This window comes from Sphingobacterium prati, from assembly GCF_013167215.1.
GTDB classification, from domain to species: domain Bacteria; phylum Bacteroidota; class Bacteroidia; order Sphingobacteriales; family Sphingobacteriaceae; genus Sphingobacterium; species Sphingobacterium prati.
In genome coordinates, this window is record NZ_JABJWY010000024.1 from 318,271 (window position 1) to 333,391 (window position 15,121).

At 43.6% G+C, this 15,121-nt stretch carries 11 protein-coding genes; 4 read left to right on the plus strand and 7 right to left on the minus strand.

Features of this window, described 5'->3' with window-relative positions; genetic code table 11:
* The 3 genes from HPC41_RS07335 to HPC41_RS07345 form a co-directional block, all read right to left on the minus strand.
* Positions 1 to 933, minus strand: coding sequence for an endonuclease/exonuclease/phosphatase family protein (locus tag HPC41_RS07335; protein ID WP_172393381.1), 933 nt, complete (start codon positions 931 to 933; stop codon positions 1 to 3).
* Position 934: 1 nt separating this feature from the next.
* Positions 935 to 2,317: an FAD-dependent oxidoreductase gene (locus tag HPC41_RS07340; RefSeq protein ID WP_121125152.1), complete on the minus strand. Its 1,383-nt coding sequence runs from the start codon at positions 2,315 to 2,317 to the stop codon at positions 935 to 937.
* A 79-nt stretch (positions 2,318 to 2,396) separates the two neighbouring features.
* Positions 2,397 to 3,671: an MFS transporter gene (locus tag HPC41_RS07345; RefSeq protein ID WP_172393382.1), complete on the minus strand. Its 1,275-nt coding sequence runs from the start codon at positions 3,669 to 3,671 to the stop codon at positions 2,397 to 2,399.
* A gap of 158 nt (positions 3,672 to 3,829) precedes the next feature.
* Between HPC41_RS07345 and HPC41_RS07350 the strand changes: the two genes are divergently transcribed.
* On the plus strand, positions 3,830 to 4,594 hold the full coding sequence (locus tag HPC41_RS07350; RefSeq protein WP_172393383.1) for a DeoR/GlpR family DNA-binding transcription regulator: 765 nt from the start codon (positions 3,830 to 3,832) through the stop codon (positions 4,592 to 4,594).
* 57 nt (positions 4,595 to 4,651) lie between these two features.
* Here the strand turns inward: HPC41_RS07350 and HPC41_RS07355 are convergent, their stop codons facing one another.
* Both HPC41_RS07355 and HPC41_RS07360 read right to left on the minus strand, forming a co-directional pair.
* A complete protein-coding gene (locus tag HPC41_RS07355; protein WP_172393384.1) occupies positions 4,652 to 6,409 on the minus strand; it encodes a RagB/SusD family nutrient uptake outer membrane protein in 1,758 nt (585 codons plus the stop codon).
* A 7-nt stretch (positions 6,410 to 6,416) separates the two neighbouring features.
* The gene (locus HPC41_RS07360; protein ID WP_172393385.1) at positions 6,417 to 9,461 is read right to left on the minus strand and encodes a SusC/RagA family TonB-linked outer membrane protein; all 3,045 of its coding nucleotides are present in this window, start codon (positions 9,459 to 9,461) and stop codon (positions 6,417 to 6,419) included.
* A gap of 410 nt (positions 9,462 to 9,871) precedes the next feature.
* Here HPC41_RS07360 and HPC41_RS07365 point away from each other — a divergent pair, with 410 nt between their 5' ends.
* On the plus strand, positions 9,872 to 10,966 hold the full coding sequence (locus tag HPC41_RS07365; protein WP_172393386.1) for a metallophosphoesterase: 1,095 nt from the start codon (positions 9,872 to 9,874) through the stop codon (positions 10,964 to 10,966).
* A 205-nt stretch (positions 10,967 to 11,171) separates the two neighbouring features.
* On the plus strand, positions 11,172 to 12,707 hold the full coding sequence (locus HPC41_RS07370) for a sulfatase family protein (RefSeq protein WP_172393387.1): 1,536 nt from the start codon (positions 11,172 to 11,174) through the stop codon (positions 12,705 to 12,707).
* 245 nt (positions 12,708 to 12,952) lie between these two features.
* On the opposite strand, the gene HPC41_RS07375 is transcribed toward HPC41_RS07370, so the two are convergent.
* Positions 12,953 to 13,726 (minus strand): SDR family oxidoreductase, encoded by a 774-nt coding sequence (locus tag HPC41_RS07375; RefSeq protein ID WP_172393388.1) that lies wholly within the window; start codon positions 13,724 to 13,726, stop codon positions 12,953 to 12,955.
* Positions 13,727 to 13,842: 116 nt separating this feature from the next.
* Here HPC41_RS07375 and HPC41_RS07380 point away from each other — a divergent pair, with 116 nt between their 5' ends.
* Entirely contained in the window at positions 13,843 to 14,169 is a 327-nt protein-coding gene (locus HPC41_RS07380; protein ID WP_172393389.1) for a winged helix-turn-helix transcriptional regulator, read from the plus strand.
* A gap of 56 nt (positions 14,170 to 14,225) precedes the next feature.
* Here HPC41_RS07380 and HPC41_RS07385 read toward each other — a convergent pair whose 3' ends face one another.
* Positions 14,226 to 15,116: a helix-turn-helix domain-containing protein gene (locus HPC41_RS07385; RefSeq protein WP_172393390.1), complete on the minus strand. Its 891-nt coding sequence runs from the start codon at positions 15,114 to 15,116 to the stop codon at positions 14,226 to 14,228.
* Between the last annotated feature and the right edge of the window lie 5 nt (positions 15,117 to 15,121).

The window sequence follows — 15,121 nt, forward strand, 5'->3', positions numbered from 1 at the left end:
TTATAATTCAAGTTCAGCAAGCAAAAAATAATGATCACTCGGGTAAATCCCCTTAACATTGTCTTTGATAATGACTGACGCTTTAGGAACAACCGGACCTTTGGTAAATATAAAGTCGATTTTTTTTGCCCGGTCCTTCTTCTCATACTGCTCACCTTTAAATCCGTGGGTCGTACCACCAACATCTTTCGTACCATGCAGTTCAATAAAAGTATCTTTCCAGCCTGCTGACAGTACATTCTGGTGCACCTGGCTGTCAGGCCCAACATTAAAATCGCCGGTCATGACCTGCACAAATCCATCGGCATATTGCGCAGACTCATCCAGTACCACCGCTATCTGCTTCAGTTTTGCTTCGGCATTGACATGATCCAGATGAAGATTTACCAAGCGAAACTCCTTTTTGCTATAGCGGTCGTACAACCGTACCCAACAGGCATTACGGGCGCGTGCTGAGCCCCAAGAAACACTTCCGCCCATCAACGGCGTCTCGGATAGCCAATATGTACCAGCTGCCAACAGCTCAAACCGCTTTTTGGAAAATAAAATTGGATTTTTTGCAATACCATGATACCCCGTTTTAATGGCGTCCATTTCCGGGCCATCGAATCCCAGCGCAAGATATTCCGGCATCGCATCTTTAATAGCTATAAATTGATTATACAGGACTTCCTGAAAACCGATGATATCCGGCCGCTGCCGCTTGATCACTTCCAGACATGCCGCCCGGCGTTGCTGCCAGCCCAATCCCTTTGCCGCGTCCTCTTCAAGATCTACCCGTATATTACAGGTCAAGACACGAAGATTATCTTTTTTGACAAGCCCGCTGGCAACAGTATCGTCCAAGGATAGCAGCGACACAAGCGCAGCCGCCCCAAACTTTTGCAAAAAACCTCTTCGACCTAGCAAATCCTTGTTAGTATCCTTTATCATATCAGACGACCGTTTCATTTTCTCCAAGATATGCCCCTTCGGCAATAAGTTCCCTACGAAGCTCATCAACATTGATTTCAGCGGGAGAAACACCTTTACGAACCGCGATTTTAGCAGCACGTCCGGCAGCTTCCCCCATGGCCATACAAGGGGCCATTACACGAATCGCAGACATCGCCTCATGCGTCGTAGAAATCGATCGCCCTGCCACCAATAGGTTTTTAATATGTGTAGGCAACAACGAACGATATGGAATATCATAACTGTCCCCACACCAGGTCAGGGTACAGCCTCCCCCTTCAGGATGATGGATATCGAGCGGGTAGCTCGCTACAGCAATAGCATCGTCAAAACGCGTGCATGCTAAAATATCATCGGCCGTAAGTACATATTGGCCTACAATACGCCTAGTCTCCCGAATTCCCAGAAAAGGAGCCATTTTAGTAAATTTAGCCTGCTCAAATCCCGGAACGAATTCCACCAAATAACGCTGAATCTCTTCGACCTGTTTGCGCCCTTCTATTTCTCCAAATGTCAGACTGGCTGGATTGGTGCCGTCCACCCCATTCACGCGAGACATATTAACCCACACCTCTCCTTCTCGGAGTCCTGTGATTAATATCGTACGCTCAACAGGCAAATGGTACCCCGCCAGTCTCGCTTTCTCCATCACGCTGCGTAATCCAACGACGATAAACTGGTTATTCTGCCCAAAATATTCAGCGGGAATAAAATCCGTCAGATACGTCCGGGGTTCTTCAGCAATGGACATACGCAGCTTTTCGGTATCAACACCCCCCATGCAAAACATCAGTGTCGGTGGCTGCGCCCCACCAGTTTCATTCCCCTGCTCACAGGCAACCCCTGCCCTGAAGGCCACATCGGCGTCACCCGTACAATCGATGATTGTTTTTGCGAGAATTACTTCCCGGCCAGATTTGCTTTCAATGAACACCCCTTTGAGCACATCGCCCTCCATCACCACGCCTGCCGAAAAAACATACAGCAGGACTTCTACCCCTGCCTCTTCCAAAACTTTTAAACCAATATTTTTAACCGCTTCGGGCTCTACCAACGTAAGACTCATGTGCAATGGACAAGGACGGTGCTCCGATGCCGCATCCACAGCTTTCAACCTATCGATAAAACGCTGTGGAAGACCTTTGATGATCTGATTCCCCTTTTGCCCAAGAAAGCCCAAAATTGGTAGACCGATCGTCATATTGCCACCAACAAAACTTCTGTTATCAATCAAAGCCACTTTCAGACCATCCGAAGCTGCGGCCTGCGCCGCAATAATACCTGCAGGCCCTCCACCGACAACCAATACATCGACCTCCATTCTTACCGGAACCTCTCTTGCAGGTTCACTAATCTTTTTCATACTGTTCATTTCTATAAAAATTTATTTCACAAACTACATAAATACGTTAAACACAAACAAAGACGAACGTCAAGGGATTTTATACGACTAACGATTCGGCCCGCTGCTGCTCCGCGACCACGGGAAGCTCTTTTTTTACCATTGTCCATAGGATCAATACCGCTAAAGGATGCATAAATGCCATGATTATAAATACGGTGCCCGCACCTACCGAACCCAGCATCTGTCCGACGAAATAATTAAACAGGACCGCCCCCAGGGCACCAAAACCGCCAGCAATACCCAAAACAGAGGCAACATTAGCCACAGGAAATGCCTCGGCAATGACCACGCTGATCGTAAACAACCAACTCAAACAGGCTATAGCCACTAATCCAAAAATGAGCAACGTAAGATAAGGATTAGCAATATAAGTGGTGAGGCAACAGAGCGGAGCCAGCAACGCCACCGCAGTTAACATAATCTTGCGTGCCAGAAGTGGGTCTTTCCCCCTCCTGACCAGTCTATCGGACCAAGCCGATGTCCCAATAGCACCTAAATCTGCCAACAGAAATGGTATCCAGCCAAACATTCCAATCTGAGCCAAGGTCAAGCCCGATTCTTCCTGAAGATAACCTGGCAACCAAAACAAACAAAAATACCAAACTGGATCACTTACGAATCGAATTAACAGAATCCCCCACAACGACTTTCTGCCCCACAGTTGCCTCCAGGTAAAGGCCGAGGACGATTGCTTAGGTTCAACCGTGTTTTCCTCAGCGATGGCAGCGGGTGGTTCAATGTAAATCAAAAACCACAGCAAGGCGATCACCAGGCCAATTACGCCCGCTACAATAAAGACCGTATGAAAATTGTAGGAAATTGCCAGCCAGGCGACCATCGGCGGGGCAATGATAGCCCCTATTGAACTGCCGGCTATGCAAAGGCTATTGGCAGTAGCCCGCATCTTGCCCGAAAACCAGACCGTAATTACCTTTAATTGCGCAGGGAAATTAGCAGGTTCGGAAGCGCCCAGCAATCCACGAAAAAAAAGAAAAGAACCGAAGGTGCGCGAAAATCCACCACCAAAACAAGCCAGAGACCAACCCAGAATACCGATTAACATCACCCGCCGTTCGCCAAACCGATCCACAAGCCAACCGGAGACCGGATACATAAGCGCATAGAACAAAGTAAAAACATTAATAACCAATGCATAGCCATCGTCCCCAAGACCATACTCCGCTTTTAGCATAGGTTTTAAGATAGACACAATCTGGCGATCATAATAATTGAAGACAATTGCCAAAAATATAACGAGAATAATTAACCAACGCCTATACAGCGGAGCAATCGGAAGGACAAACTTGGACATAAATAGATTGTGGTTTTTTTCTTTTATTTTGATTAATCAAATTTATAACAAAAAAAGCAAAATAAAACATTTTTAAATAAAAAAAAAGATAATTTAACATTTAGAGGCTTGAAGTTTAATTTTCAACACAGTATATTTGCCAATAAACTTGTAGCATTATGAAAAGTATAACAGAGCGACACGAATTCATACTCAAGAAACTTAAAGAAAAAGGAAAAATTTCCATCGATTGGTTAAGCAGGGCAATGGAAGTCTCCAGCGTAACGATTCGTAAGGATCTTAAACTTTTAGAAGATAAAAACCTTTTATTTCGCACAAAAGGTGGCGCTTCTGCCTACAATCCCTATGCGGGAGATCGCCATATCATGGAAAAAGAATCCATCAATAGCGATGATAAAGAACGAATAGCCAAAGCTGCGATTAAACTGATCAAAAACAACGACTCGATCATGATCGGCTCAGGCACCACTGCCTATGCCCTGGCAAAAAATCTAGAAACTACACAGCATCTGACAGTGATCACTCCTGCGCTTAAAGTCGGACTCGAACTTAGCAACAAGAAAAACATCGAAGTCTTACAGCTGGGCGGGCTGATCAGGCCAAATTCATCCTCGGTAGCCGGTCACTATGCATCAAGATTGCTCGACGAAGTAAGCTGCAGTCTTCTTTTTCTTGGCGTAGATGGTATAGATATCGAATTCGGCATTTCAATCAGTAATCTTTCCGAAGCAACCCTTAACCAAAAAATGCTTGAAACATCTCAAACTGTCATTGTACTGGCAGACAGCAGCAAATTTGGAAAGAGAGGGCTCGGAAAGGTATGCAACATTGAAGACATCCATTATATCATCACGGACAATAAGGTCTCCGAAAGTGATGTCAAAAATATAGAGGAACTCGGCGTAAAAGTAATCATTGCTTGACCAGAAAGAAAGCCTTTAGGTTTCAACAGCTAAAGGCCTTCTTTTTGAACAGCGCTTTTAGTATCCAGGATTTTGTTTCAGATTCGGGACCATCACAATTTCGCTTTCGGGTATCGGCCAAAATTCATCCTTATTTATTTTAAAAATAACATTCTGAACACCAAAAACCTTATTCGCCAACGCTGTATTGTAAACCGGCGAAGCGTTATCGTCGATTTTGGTCAGGACTGCCGAAGTCCACTTATTTGCATCGCGGTTAAGATAAAGATTACCATTCAAAATCTGATTGGCAATTCCCCAGCGGCGCAGATCGTACCACCTGAAGCCGTCGCTAGCGAGTTCGACCTTACGCTCATAACGGAGTGCTTTCCTTAATTCGGCCTGACTAAGACCAGCTTTAAGTACCGGCATATGCGCCCGAAGACGTATCTGATTGATGGCATCGTACACCGAATTATCAATCTTATTCGCTTCTATTTTAGCTTCTGCATAGATCAAAAGCAATTCTGCATACCTAAAAATCCCGATATTCAGATCACTTTGCCCATTGACGGAAGTCGTTGCAAAATCTTTGATATCCACATGTTTCCGCCACAAATAACCGCTATATGACCGGGCAGCATTAGACTGATCCGCGTTAGCGACTGTAGACGGCTCATCACTGGCCGCGCTCAATATGGGCCAATAATTTAACACATTTTTAAACGAGCTGTTCATTTCAAATTGATAGCCAAGAAATCGAGATCCGGGCCGCACACAATACATATCCAATCTCGGATCCCTATTCGCAAAAGGATTGGAAGCATCATATTCAGTAGATTCGGTAATCGAAAGACCGTCAGAAGCCTGAAAAGAGTCGATGAAATCTTGCGTTGGACCCCAATAAGCCACCCCTCTACCAAGGCGTGAAGCCGCATAATATTGCTGATTGTGAACATTTCCGGGAACATTGATATTATATTCCATGACCCAGATCCACTCTTTACTGCTCTTGAACCCCTCATGTCCAAAAATATTGCTCACATCAGGCTCGCCCGCAACATGGCTCTTGCCAGCATAATTTATGCTTTCATTGAAAGGAGTCAGCTCATGCAATCCGTTTGAAAGCTTAATCCCCTGATCAGCTGACGCTGCGGCAAGATCAAATTGACCCGCATAAAGTGCAACCCGGGCCTTTAACATATAGGCGGCAACACTGCTCGCTCTTACTTTTCCGTAAGCGGACTGGTTAACAGGTAAAGCATCCGCAATCGCGGTCAGCTCCTCAATGATCCATTGCCTAATTTCAGCAGCATCCGTTTTGGCGATATTCGCCTCTCCCAAAGGTACATTTTTAGTCAATAAAGGTACTCCCCCATACAATTCAATCAATTGCGAATACACGTAGGCACGAATAAAACGGAGCTCTGCATCCAATTGCTTCAACTTTTCGGGCGGAATCTTTCCTTGTAATCCCGGCAATTTATCCAACACCAAATGCACCCGAGCAAGCGTTTTATAATGTGCTGTCCAAGGTTTCGTAGCCAAGGTATTATCAGTCGTATATGAGCTGGTTATGCCGGGCGTATAATTATTACCCGGACGTGCATAACCGATATCCGTAATATTGTCGAGCACATGCAAAAACGGTGTACTGCTCGCATCCAGGAGGGTCAGCGCCTTGTAAGCCCCCAGCAACCCATTCTCAGCTTCGGTTTCATTGCTTGGAAACGTACCCGTAGCGGGGCCGTTCAGCGGTTCTTTATCCAAATTACAGCTACTAACCGTTGCAGCCAGCAGCGCTATACCAAAATATATTTTTATGCGATTCTTCATGTTTTCATTAAAATTTAAAATCAACACCAAACGTGTACACTTTTACCTGCGGATAGAAATTACCATCTCCCAATGAAACCCCTTCACTGGCTCCTGCATTGTAATTGATTTCAGGATCATATCCTTTATAGAAATTGGTTTTCGTAAAGAGATTTTGTCCATTAACATAAACAAACAGCCCATTCAATTTCAATTTAGCTAATAGTTGCTGTGGAATTTCATACCCCAATTGTACATTTTTAAGCCGCAGATAAGCTGCACTCCGCATCCAGAAAGTGGAGTTTTGCGTATTGTTGGTCGAAGAATGCGATAAGCGCGGCAATGCAGCATCCGGATTGTCTACCGTCCAGTAATCGGTCTGCCATTCTTTGACAGCACTTGCCATTGCCAGCGGGACAACATAATGCGAACTCAGGTAGCCATCCGCTTTGGCCACTCCCTGCACAAATGCATTCAGTCGAAGCCCTTTGTAACTCAGATCCAGATTTACACCATAGGTATAACGTGGAATCGTATTACCAATGATCAGTTTATCACTTTCATTGATTTTGCCATCCGGTATCGGGTTACCAGCCCCATCGAATCCTCCCGCGATATCCTTATAACGAATGTCGCCTGGCTGCAACGTTCCGAACTGGGCAGGACCGTTTTTGATTTCATCCGCATCTTGGTAATAACCATCAGCCACATAGCCATAAATAGAATTAATCGAATATCCCGTCTGCTGACGTAAAAATGTCCCCATTGTTGTATTGCTCATATCCAGGATCTTGTTCTTGACATCAGCTATATTCCCACCTAAACCAAGTTTAAAATCCCCAAATTTCTTATCATAACGAACAGCAAGCTCCCAGCCTTTATTCTGCACCTTGCCTGCATTCTGAAACGGTCCGGGAAGTCCGTGTACGGCAGGTATATCAAGTTTGAGCAAAATCCCATTGGTCGTCTTGCTATACCAGTCGAAAGTCAGGCTAAAATTCTTAAACAATACCGCATCGAGCCCCGCCCCACTCATCGTCGTAGATTCCCACACCAATCTTTCATTAGCCATTTCATTCTGCGATACCAATGGATACAATTGTCCGCCCATGGATATACTTCCCAAGGCCAGCTGCGAAGCGAAAGGGTAATAAGAATCACCGATATTCTGATTTCCGAGCTTACCCCATGAGCCTCTTAATTTAAGCTGATTGACCACTCCTTTTAAATTTTTCATAAAGGGTTCCTCGCTCAGGCGCCAGCCTGCAGAGAAAGAGGGAAAGGTGGACCACCTGTTTTTTTCGACAAACCTGGAACTTCCGTCATGCCTGATATTCGCTTCAAATAAATAGCGATCTTTGAAGCTGTAATTCAATCGACCAAACTGTGATATCAGCAGCCACTCATCAATTGTACTGCCATTATTCTTTGTTGCATTGTCAGCCCCGGCATTTAAAACCTCATAAGTGTCATACATAAAGTCCCGGCGGTAACCCATCAAAAACTTTTCATTAAAAGATTCCCGGGAGGTCCCCACCATCATTTTAAAACTATGGTCTCCATATGATCTATCAGCCGTTGCCGTCACAAAATAGCTACCAAAATATTGCCTGTAAGAACGCTCTGTCAGATCTGTTGTCGTATTGGCCGAGCCAGCTGAAGCCCCATTTACATCATATACTTCTACCATTTTGGTAAACTGATGCGTATTTCTCGTTAAATACCTGGGTGCGACAGTTCCCAGCAGACTGAGCCATGCTGTAGGTTTATAATTCAGGGATAGATTCCCAATAAATTCCAGGTTGTTCGTATTATTATTCCCGCCCTCTTCGATCTGCGCTACAGGATTATTTTTTACCCAACCCTCAGCCCATAGTCCATTGGGATGACGAATAGGCAAATCCGTCGGCATGCGGCCCAAGTAATTCCATATCGTTCCTTCACCGGCAATCTGCTTTCTATTTTTATTAGTCACCGAGAGATCCATCCGTACCGAAAATTTATCACTTGGCGTAATGTCCATATTATTACGGAACACATAACGTTTAAAGCCCGTGTTCTTAATCAGCCCATCCTGCGTTGCGTAACCAAACGATGGTGCCACACGGATAATACCACTATTTGCAGAAAGGCTTAAAAAATGATTTTGCGTAAAGCCTGAGCCCTTTAGAATTGCCTTTTGCCAATCAAAATTATCCGGGTCAGCGGCAGATAATTTGCGATATTCCTCCATGGCCTCATCCGTATAAGTAGGCTGATTTCCATCATTGCGGTTCGCCTCGTTAAACATACGCATATACGTGAGTCCGTCGGCCACCTTAGGGATAGCGGTAGGATCCTGCATACCGATATAACCCTTATAATCTATAGCCAACTTGTCCTTCCCTCTTTTCGTCGTAATCAATATCACGCCATTGGCAGCCCGCGAACCATAGATAGCAGAAGAAGCCGCATCTTTGAGCACAGAGATACTTTCGATCAGATTGTAGTCAATATTATCTATCGATCCCGCCACACCGTCTATAATCACCAATGGGGAGGAATCAGAACCACCAAAAGAATTAATTCCCCGGATCCGGATCTGTCCGCCATCGCCACCCGGAGCGCCAGTCTGCGAGGTCACCGTCACACCCGGAGCCAACCCCTGTAAGGCCGATGAAGTCGAAAGATTAGGCCGGCGTTCGAGCTGGCCACTTTCGATAACGGAAACAGCCCCCGTTAAATTAACTTTCTTTTGCGTACCATATCCAACAACAACAACTTCTTCGATGTTGGTCGCACTCCCCTCCAGTACAATAGCTAAATTAGCCTGCCCCTGATAAACAACCTCCCGCTGTGCATACCCGAGCATGGTGACAATTATTGTATCCCCATTTTTTACGTTTAAACTAAATTCACCATTGTCCAACACAGCCGAAGGACCGGCAGCACTCCCTTTAACCTTAACGGTCGCCCCTATTAGCGGATGCCCCTGTGCATCAACGACACGACCCTTCATGGCGGCCTGCTGTGCCAAAGCCATGCTTATAGGCATTGCACATAATAACGCAGCCAAACGAAATGTTTTATTCATTTTGATTGTATAAGAATTATAGATTTATCATTCATACCACTGAGATTATCCCGATCCAATTGGTTATTATGAAACTTAGGTATATGTTATTCAACAATATTAAACATTAAAATTTATTATAAAAAATAAAATACAAACAAATTTAATATATTTAAACATATTTAAACACTAAAATAAACATATTTAAAGATAATTTAATAACAAATTAACATAAACTGCTCATGAAAAATCCCAGGCATCCGACAATTGGAACGCACAAAACGGCAATGTTAGCGCATAGCACGAGTCGTCACACAGCACTATATTTTTTTCATCTTGCGGAAATAAAAAAAAGGTTTTTAAACAAAAAATAAGCTAAATTCATATACGTGTAACTAACCTAAAAGGTACTAGATTTAATTTTTATTATAATGACAACCCTCATCAAAAACAGTCTTCTATTGCTATGCTTGGTGTATTTTACAACAGCAGCAAAAGGTCAATCAACAAGCAATCATTTTCAGCAGCCGACGCTGAGCGACCAAAAATCATGGTCCATGGTACTGCTTCCGGATATACAGAACTATGTCAAGTTTCAGCGCAATCAGCCTATTTTGGATATCATGATGAACTGGATTGTGGAGCATCAGGAAAAAATGAATATAAAAATCGTGCTATGCACCGGTGATCTGGTCGAACACGATGACATCATTAATCCAGACCGGCTAAAAATGGACCAGACCGGAAAACAGCAATGGGAAGCTGCGGCAAAAGCTTTCGCTAAATTAGACGGAAAACTACCTTATATAACAGCGACAGGAAACCATGATTATAATATATTCAGCTATACACATAAACCAAAAACCACCCATTTTCCGCTTTATTTCCCTTCAGACAAAAACAGCAAAAACCTGGAGCTGCTGCGGGATGTCACCGAAAACATATACGGTGATCCAAGTTTAGAAAATGCAAGCTATGAATGGCGCTCGCCACATGGACAAAATTTTCTTTTTCTCTCGATCGAATTTGCGCCAAGAGACACGGTATTGGGATGGGCCAGATCAGTAATTAACAGACCAGCATACAGCAATCATCAAGTCGTCCTTTTAACACATTCTTATTTAAATTATAAAAATGAGCATATTGAAAAAGAAAAATATGATCTTGATGACGCCAACTATGGCAAATCCATCTGGAAAAAACTGGTTCAGCCTTCCAAAAACATAGCGCTGGTATTTTCGGGCCATATCGGCGCTGCCAATGACATCAAAAAGCACATTGGCTTTCGCATTGACAATAATTCTGCCAACAAAAAGGTCAACCAGATGACCTTTAATGCCCAGGCACTTGGCGGCGGGCACCGGGGCAGCGGCGGCGATGGCTGGTTACGGATCCTTGAATTTCTTCCGGATGGCAAAACCATAAAAGTAAAAACATTCTCTCCTTTATTTGCACTTTCGACAACCACACAGGACATGGCCTGGCGTAAAGAATCTTTTGACGAATTCGATATTCAACTGGAATAAATATGAGAGAAACAAATCAACAATCCACAGATCTGTATTAGACTAACAATTAATTTTCGGCGCCATTAAATAACGCTTGACCACGGAAAAGTACATCAATGGATGCTGATCGTGGGTCGGCTGGTAGACCAGACAACCGAAACTTTATCACTATCTTGGATCAGCTTCAGCTCAAAACAACAATCTATTTTAAACAGAAAGCACAATGAAACTTAAAACGCTTGTATTTATATTTTTTTCACTTCCGCTATTCCAACACGCTTCTGCACAGAAAAGGCCAAATATCGTCATTATTATCTCGGATGACCATGCCTATCAGACGATTGGAGCCTATGGATCGACATATGGGAAAACGCCACAGATAGACCGCATCGCTGATCAGGGGGCAATATTCAAAAATGCCTTTGTCAATAATTCCATCTGTGGCCCATCTCGCGCCACGCTGCTGACCGGAAAATACAGCCACAAGAATGGATTCAGGGATAATGAAACCTCGGAGTTCGACTTCAGCCAGGACCTTTTTGTAAAGCAATTGCAAAAAGTTGGTTATAATACCGCTTGGGTAGGTAAAATCCATTTGGGAAACAAATTGCAAGGCTTTGACTATTATGATATCCTTGTTGATCAGGGCACCTATTTTAATCCGGATTTTATCAGCAAACAGGGCCGTAAACAAGTGGCGGGTTATGTATCCGATATCGTGACCGAAAAAGCAGTGAACTGGCTAGATACCGTAGACGCCAGCAAACCATTCTGTCTGGTCATCGGTCATAAAGCAACACACCGCACATGGATGCCCGACCCTAAAGATTTTGGCAGCTATGATACCGTAAATTTTAAGCTGCCCGAAACTTTCTATGACAGTTACCAAAGCAGAGACGCAGCAGCACTGCAAGAAATGTCCATTGATAAGGATATGAAGATGGGCTACGACCTAAAGATGTTCAAATCCCTGGAAGACATGATGGCCGACGGCAATTTCAAGCGGATGAATCAAGCCCAAAAAGACAGCTACATCGCCTATTACCGTCCTATTTACGAAAAGTTAAAGCAAGATAACCTGTCCGGAAAACAGCTTGCAGAATGGAAATTCAGACGTTACATGATCGATTACCTTAACACGGCACAGTCGATGGACCGCAATATTGGCAAAGTACTGGATTATCTGGATCAAAAATCACTCACCGAAAATACCATTGTCATTTATCTATCAGACCAAGGTTTCTACATGGGCGAGCATGGCTGGTTTGACAAACGCTGGATGTACGAAGAATCGTTCCGCACACCATTGGTCATGCGGTATCCAGCCCTGTTGCACGCGCATTCAACCATTGATGCCAAGGTTGTCAATGCTGATATCGCACCTACACTATTGGAACTGGCCGCCGTAAAGAAACCCAAAGACATGCAGGGCGAATCTTTTGTCCATGTGCTGAAAAACAACAAAGCGGAACATCGCAAGGACCTATTCTATCATTACTTTGAAAATGGAGAACATGCCGTGAGCCCACACTTTGGGGTCCGGGATGACCGCTATAAATTGATCCGCTATTATAAACGTATAGAAAACTGGGAACTATTCGATCTGGAAAAAGATCCACAGGAGCTCCACAATGTGTACAGCGACCCCGCGTACCGCAGCATCGTCAACATGATGAAGAAGAAACTTGTCAAGCAAATGCGCAAATTTGATGATAAAGAGGCCGAAGCTATTTATCGCGTCAATATTGACCACGAGTAAAACATTCATTATCCAATGATCGAAGACCAATACTGCCCCGCAAAGTGAATCCTTGAATGCGCTTATTAATACTAAGGCGAAAGATAAACTTTGTACAACCGATCTTACGATCAGTAAGACCGCTTATGAGCTAGGCTACGAAATTCCTTTGATATTTTACCTATATCTTAAAAGTCCCGCAGAGCTTATCTGCGGGACTTCAATCTATTTACCGGGCAATGCCGTTATGAAACCGATCCTAAGTATTATAAAACTGGTAGTGCACCTCCATCAATCCTATAATTTGCCCCCGTGATATATTTTGCCTCCGGTGAAACCAAAAAGCTGACAAGAGCTGCTACCTCCTCGGGTTCTGCCATTCTGCCCATTGGAAGATCGCCAATTTCATTTTTGATAGCATGAAATGTTTCCTCAACAGAGGTACCGTTTTTTGCTGCAATATCAGCGATAAAAGCTTCCATCAGAGGTGTTTTGACCAATCCCGGAGAAACGGCATTCACGCTGATCCCTTGCGGCCCCAATTCGCTTGCCAAAGCTTTGGTATAGGCATTCAACGCTGCCTTTGAAGCCGAATAGGACATGGTCATTTTCCACAGAGGCTGTAGTGCAGCGCCGGTAGATATGTTGATGATTACGCCCTCCTTCTGGGCCACCATACTCGGAATCAACGCTTTATTGACCCTAACGGCAGACATAAGATTCAGTTGTATCTCGTTATTCCAGTCCTCGTCCGTTAGCGTACTGTATCCCCCGCCTGGGCTGGTATTGGCACCGGCATTATTGACCACAATATCCACTTTACCGAATTTTTCCAGAAGTTCGTCCGCAATGATCTGGCCAGCATCGGGTCTGCTCAGGTCGCCTGCTATAAAATAATGCACCGTTTCTACAGCTGGTTTAGTTCGAGCTGTTATAATAACCTTTGCACCTTCGCGTGCGAGCTTATCGGCTATTGCCTTTCCGATACCTTTTGTTCCGCCCGTAACGAGCGCAATTTTTCCTTTTAATGAATTTGCCATAATGTTAAATTGAAATATTATGTTGTAAATCTAAATCCAATACTTTACATTTGAAAGTAGTTACACAAATGTAAAGTAATACCAAAAAGTACAGTCTTACAGTAAATCAAAACGTTATGAGCAAAAAAAAATCTGAAAAAATTTCAGCTAAATGTGTCATACAGGAAATTTTGGATATAATTGGGGGAAAATGGTCGATGTCAATCATTTTTGCCCTTCTACATGGCACCAAAAGATTCAACGAGCTTCAAAAATTAGTCACTAACATCAATACGCGCATGCTGGTGAAAGAATTAAAAAATATGGAGGAAAATGGGATTGTTATCCGGGAAGTATTTGCTACGGTGCCGCCAACAGTACAGTATACACTCACAGAAAAAGGAAGAAAGCTGGAACCCAGCCTTACAGAACTCTTGAAATGGGGTGAAGAGTTTGTAAATTAGCCTGGTCAGTCAAAAAAAGATACATTTGCACACTTTAAACAGCAGAATCGCAGTAATCAGTTGAGCTGTGATTTTCTGAATTCCAAGGGCCTCATACCCGTTTGTTTCTTAAATAATTTTGTAAAATAAGAAGCGTTCTCGAAACCTAAGTGATAGGCTATTTCCGCTATTCCCTTTTCTCCCAAGGTCAGCAGATTTTTAGCTTCTGAAATAAGAAATATATGAATGAGCTCCAAAGCAGTTTTCCCTGTTTCCTGTTTGAGCAGGTCACTCAAATAGCGTGGCGAAATAAACAGCTGGTCGGCAATAAAGGTGACGCTTGGCAACCCATTTTTTTCCAGACCACCTTCATGCATGTATTTTTTCAGGGTATCATTGAATCGTGATGCTGTTTTTCCGTTAACCTGCTCTCTGTCGACAAACTGTCTTTTGTAATAGCGCTGTGCATATTTCAAAATGGAAGAAATATGGCTCAAGATAATCTCGCGGCTGTATTCATCCGGATTATTAAAATATTCCCCCTGGATTTTGGAGTGAAGCTCCAGAATTGTCTGTTCTTCTTTTGGGGAAAGTTGCAATGCTTCGTTTATCTCATAGTCAAAAAAGCCATAATTATTAATGCTTCTAAAGAGCTCGTGACCGTTGAGGTAATCTTCGTGAATCATCAGCATGTAGCCATTTTCTTCAAATTCGAGGTCTCTCATTTCAATGATCTGCCGTGGCTTGGCAAAGAAAAGACAGCCATTATCATGATCGTATTTGGTACGTCCATACAAAAACATCCCTGATTTAATCTTTTTAAAGGCGATGATGTAGCAATCTGTGGTAAATTCCCTATTTCCCAGCGGACAGGCCGCCTGACAGCCGATCATACTGAATAGCGGGTGTTGCGGAGCGTCCCAGCCATTTCCCGTGTGCAGTTCTGTAAGGGTTTTATAATGTTTCATTATCA

Bases quoted from the DNA above. Each gene is read 5' to 3' on its own strand.
- HPC41_RS07345 (WP_172393382.1), bottom strand. From the start codon at position 3,671: ATGTCCAAGTTTGTCCTTCCGATTGCTCCGCTGTATAGGCGTTGGTTA.
- HPC41_RS07350 (WP_172393383.1), top strand. From the start codon at position 3,830: ATGAAAAGTATAACAGAGCGACACGAATTCATACTCAAGAAACTTAAA.
- HPC41_RS07335 (WP_172393381.1), bottom strand. From the start codon at position 933: ATGATAAAGGATACTAACAAGGATTTGCTAGGTCGAAGAGGTTTTTTG.
- HPC41_RS07355 (WP_172393384.1), bottom strand. From the start codon at position 6,409: ATGAAGAATCGCATAAAAATATATTTTGGTATAGCGCTGCTGGCTGCA.
- HPC41_RS07370 (WP_172393387.1), top strand. From the start codon at position 11,172: ATGAAACTTAAAACGCTTGTATTTATATTTTTTTCACTTCCGCTATTC.
- HPC41_RS07340 (WP_121125152.1), bottom strand. From the start codon at position 2,317: ATGAAAAAGATTAGTGAACCTGCAAGAGAGGTTCCGGTAAGAATGGAG.
- HPC41_RS07385 (WP_172393390.1), bottom strand. From the start codon at position 15,116: ATGAAACATTATAAAACCCTTACAGAACTGCACACGGGAAATGGCTGG.
- HPC41_RS07365 (WP_172393386.1), top strand. From the start codon at position 9,872: ATGACAACCCTCATCAAAAACAGTCTTCTATTGCTATGCTTGGTGTAT.
- HPC41_RS07380 (WP_172393389.1), top strand. From the start codon at position 13,843: ATGAGCAAAAAAAAATCTGAAAAAATTTCAGCTAAATGTGTCATACAG.
- HPC41_RS07375 (WP_172393388.1), bottom strand. From the start codon at position 13,726: ATGGCAAATTCATTAAAAGGAAAAATTGCGCTCGTTACGGGCGGAACA.
- HPC41_RS07360 (WP_172393385.1), bottom strand. From the start codon at position 9,461: ATGAATAAAACATTTCGTTTGGCTGCGTTATTATGTGCAATGCCTATA.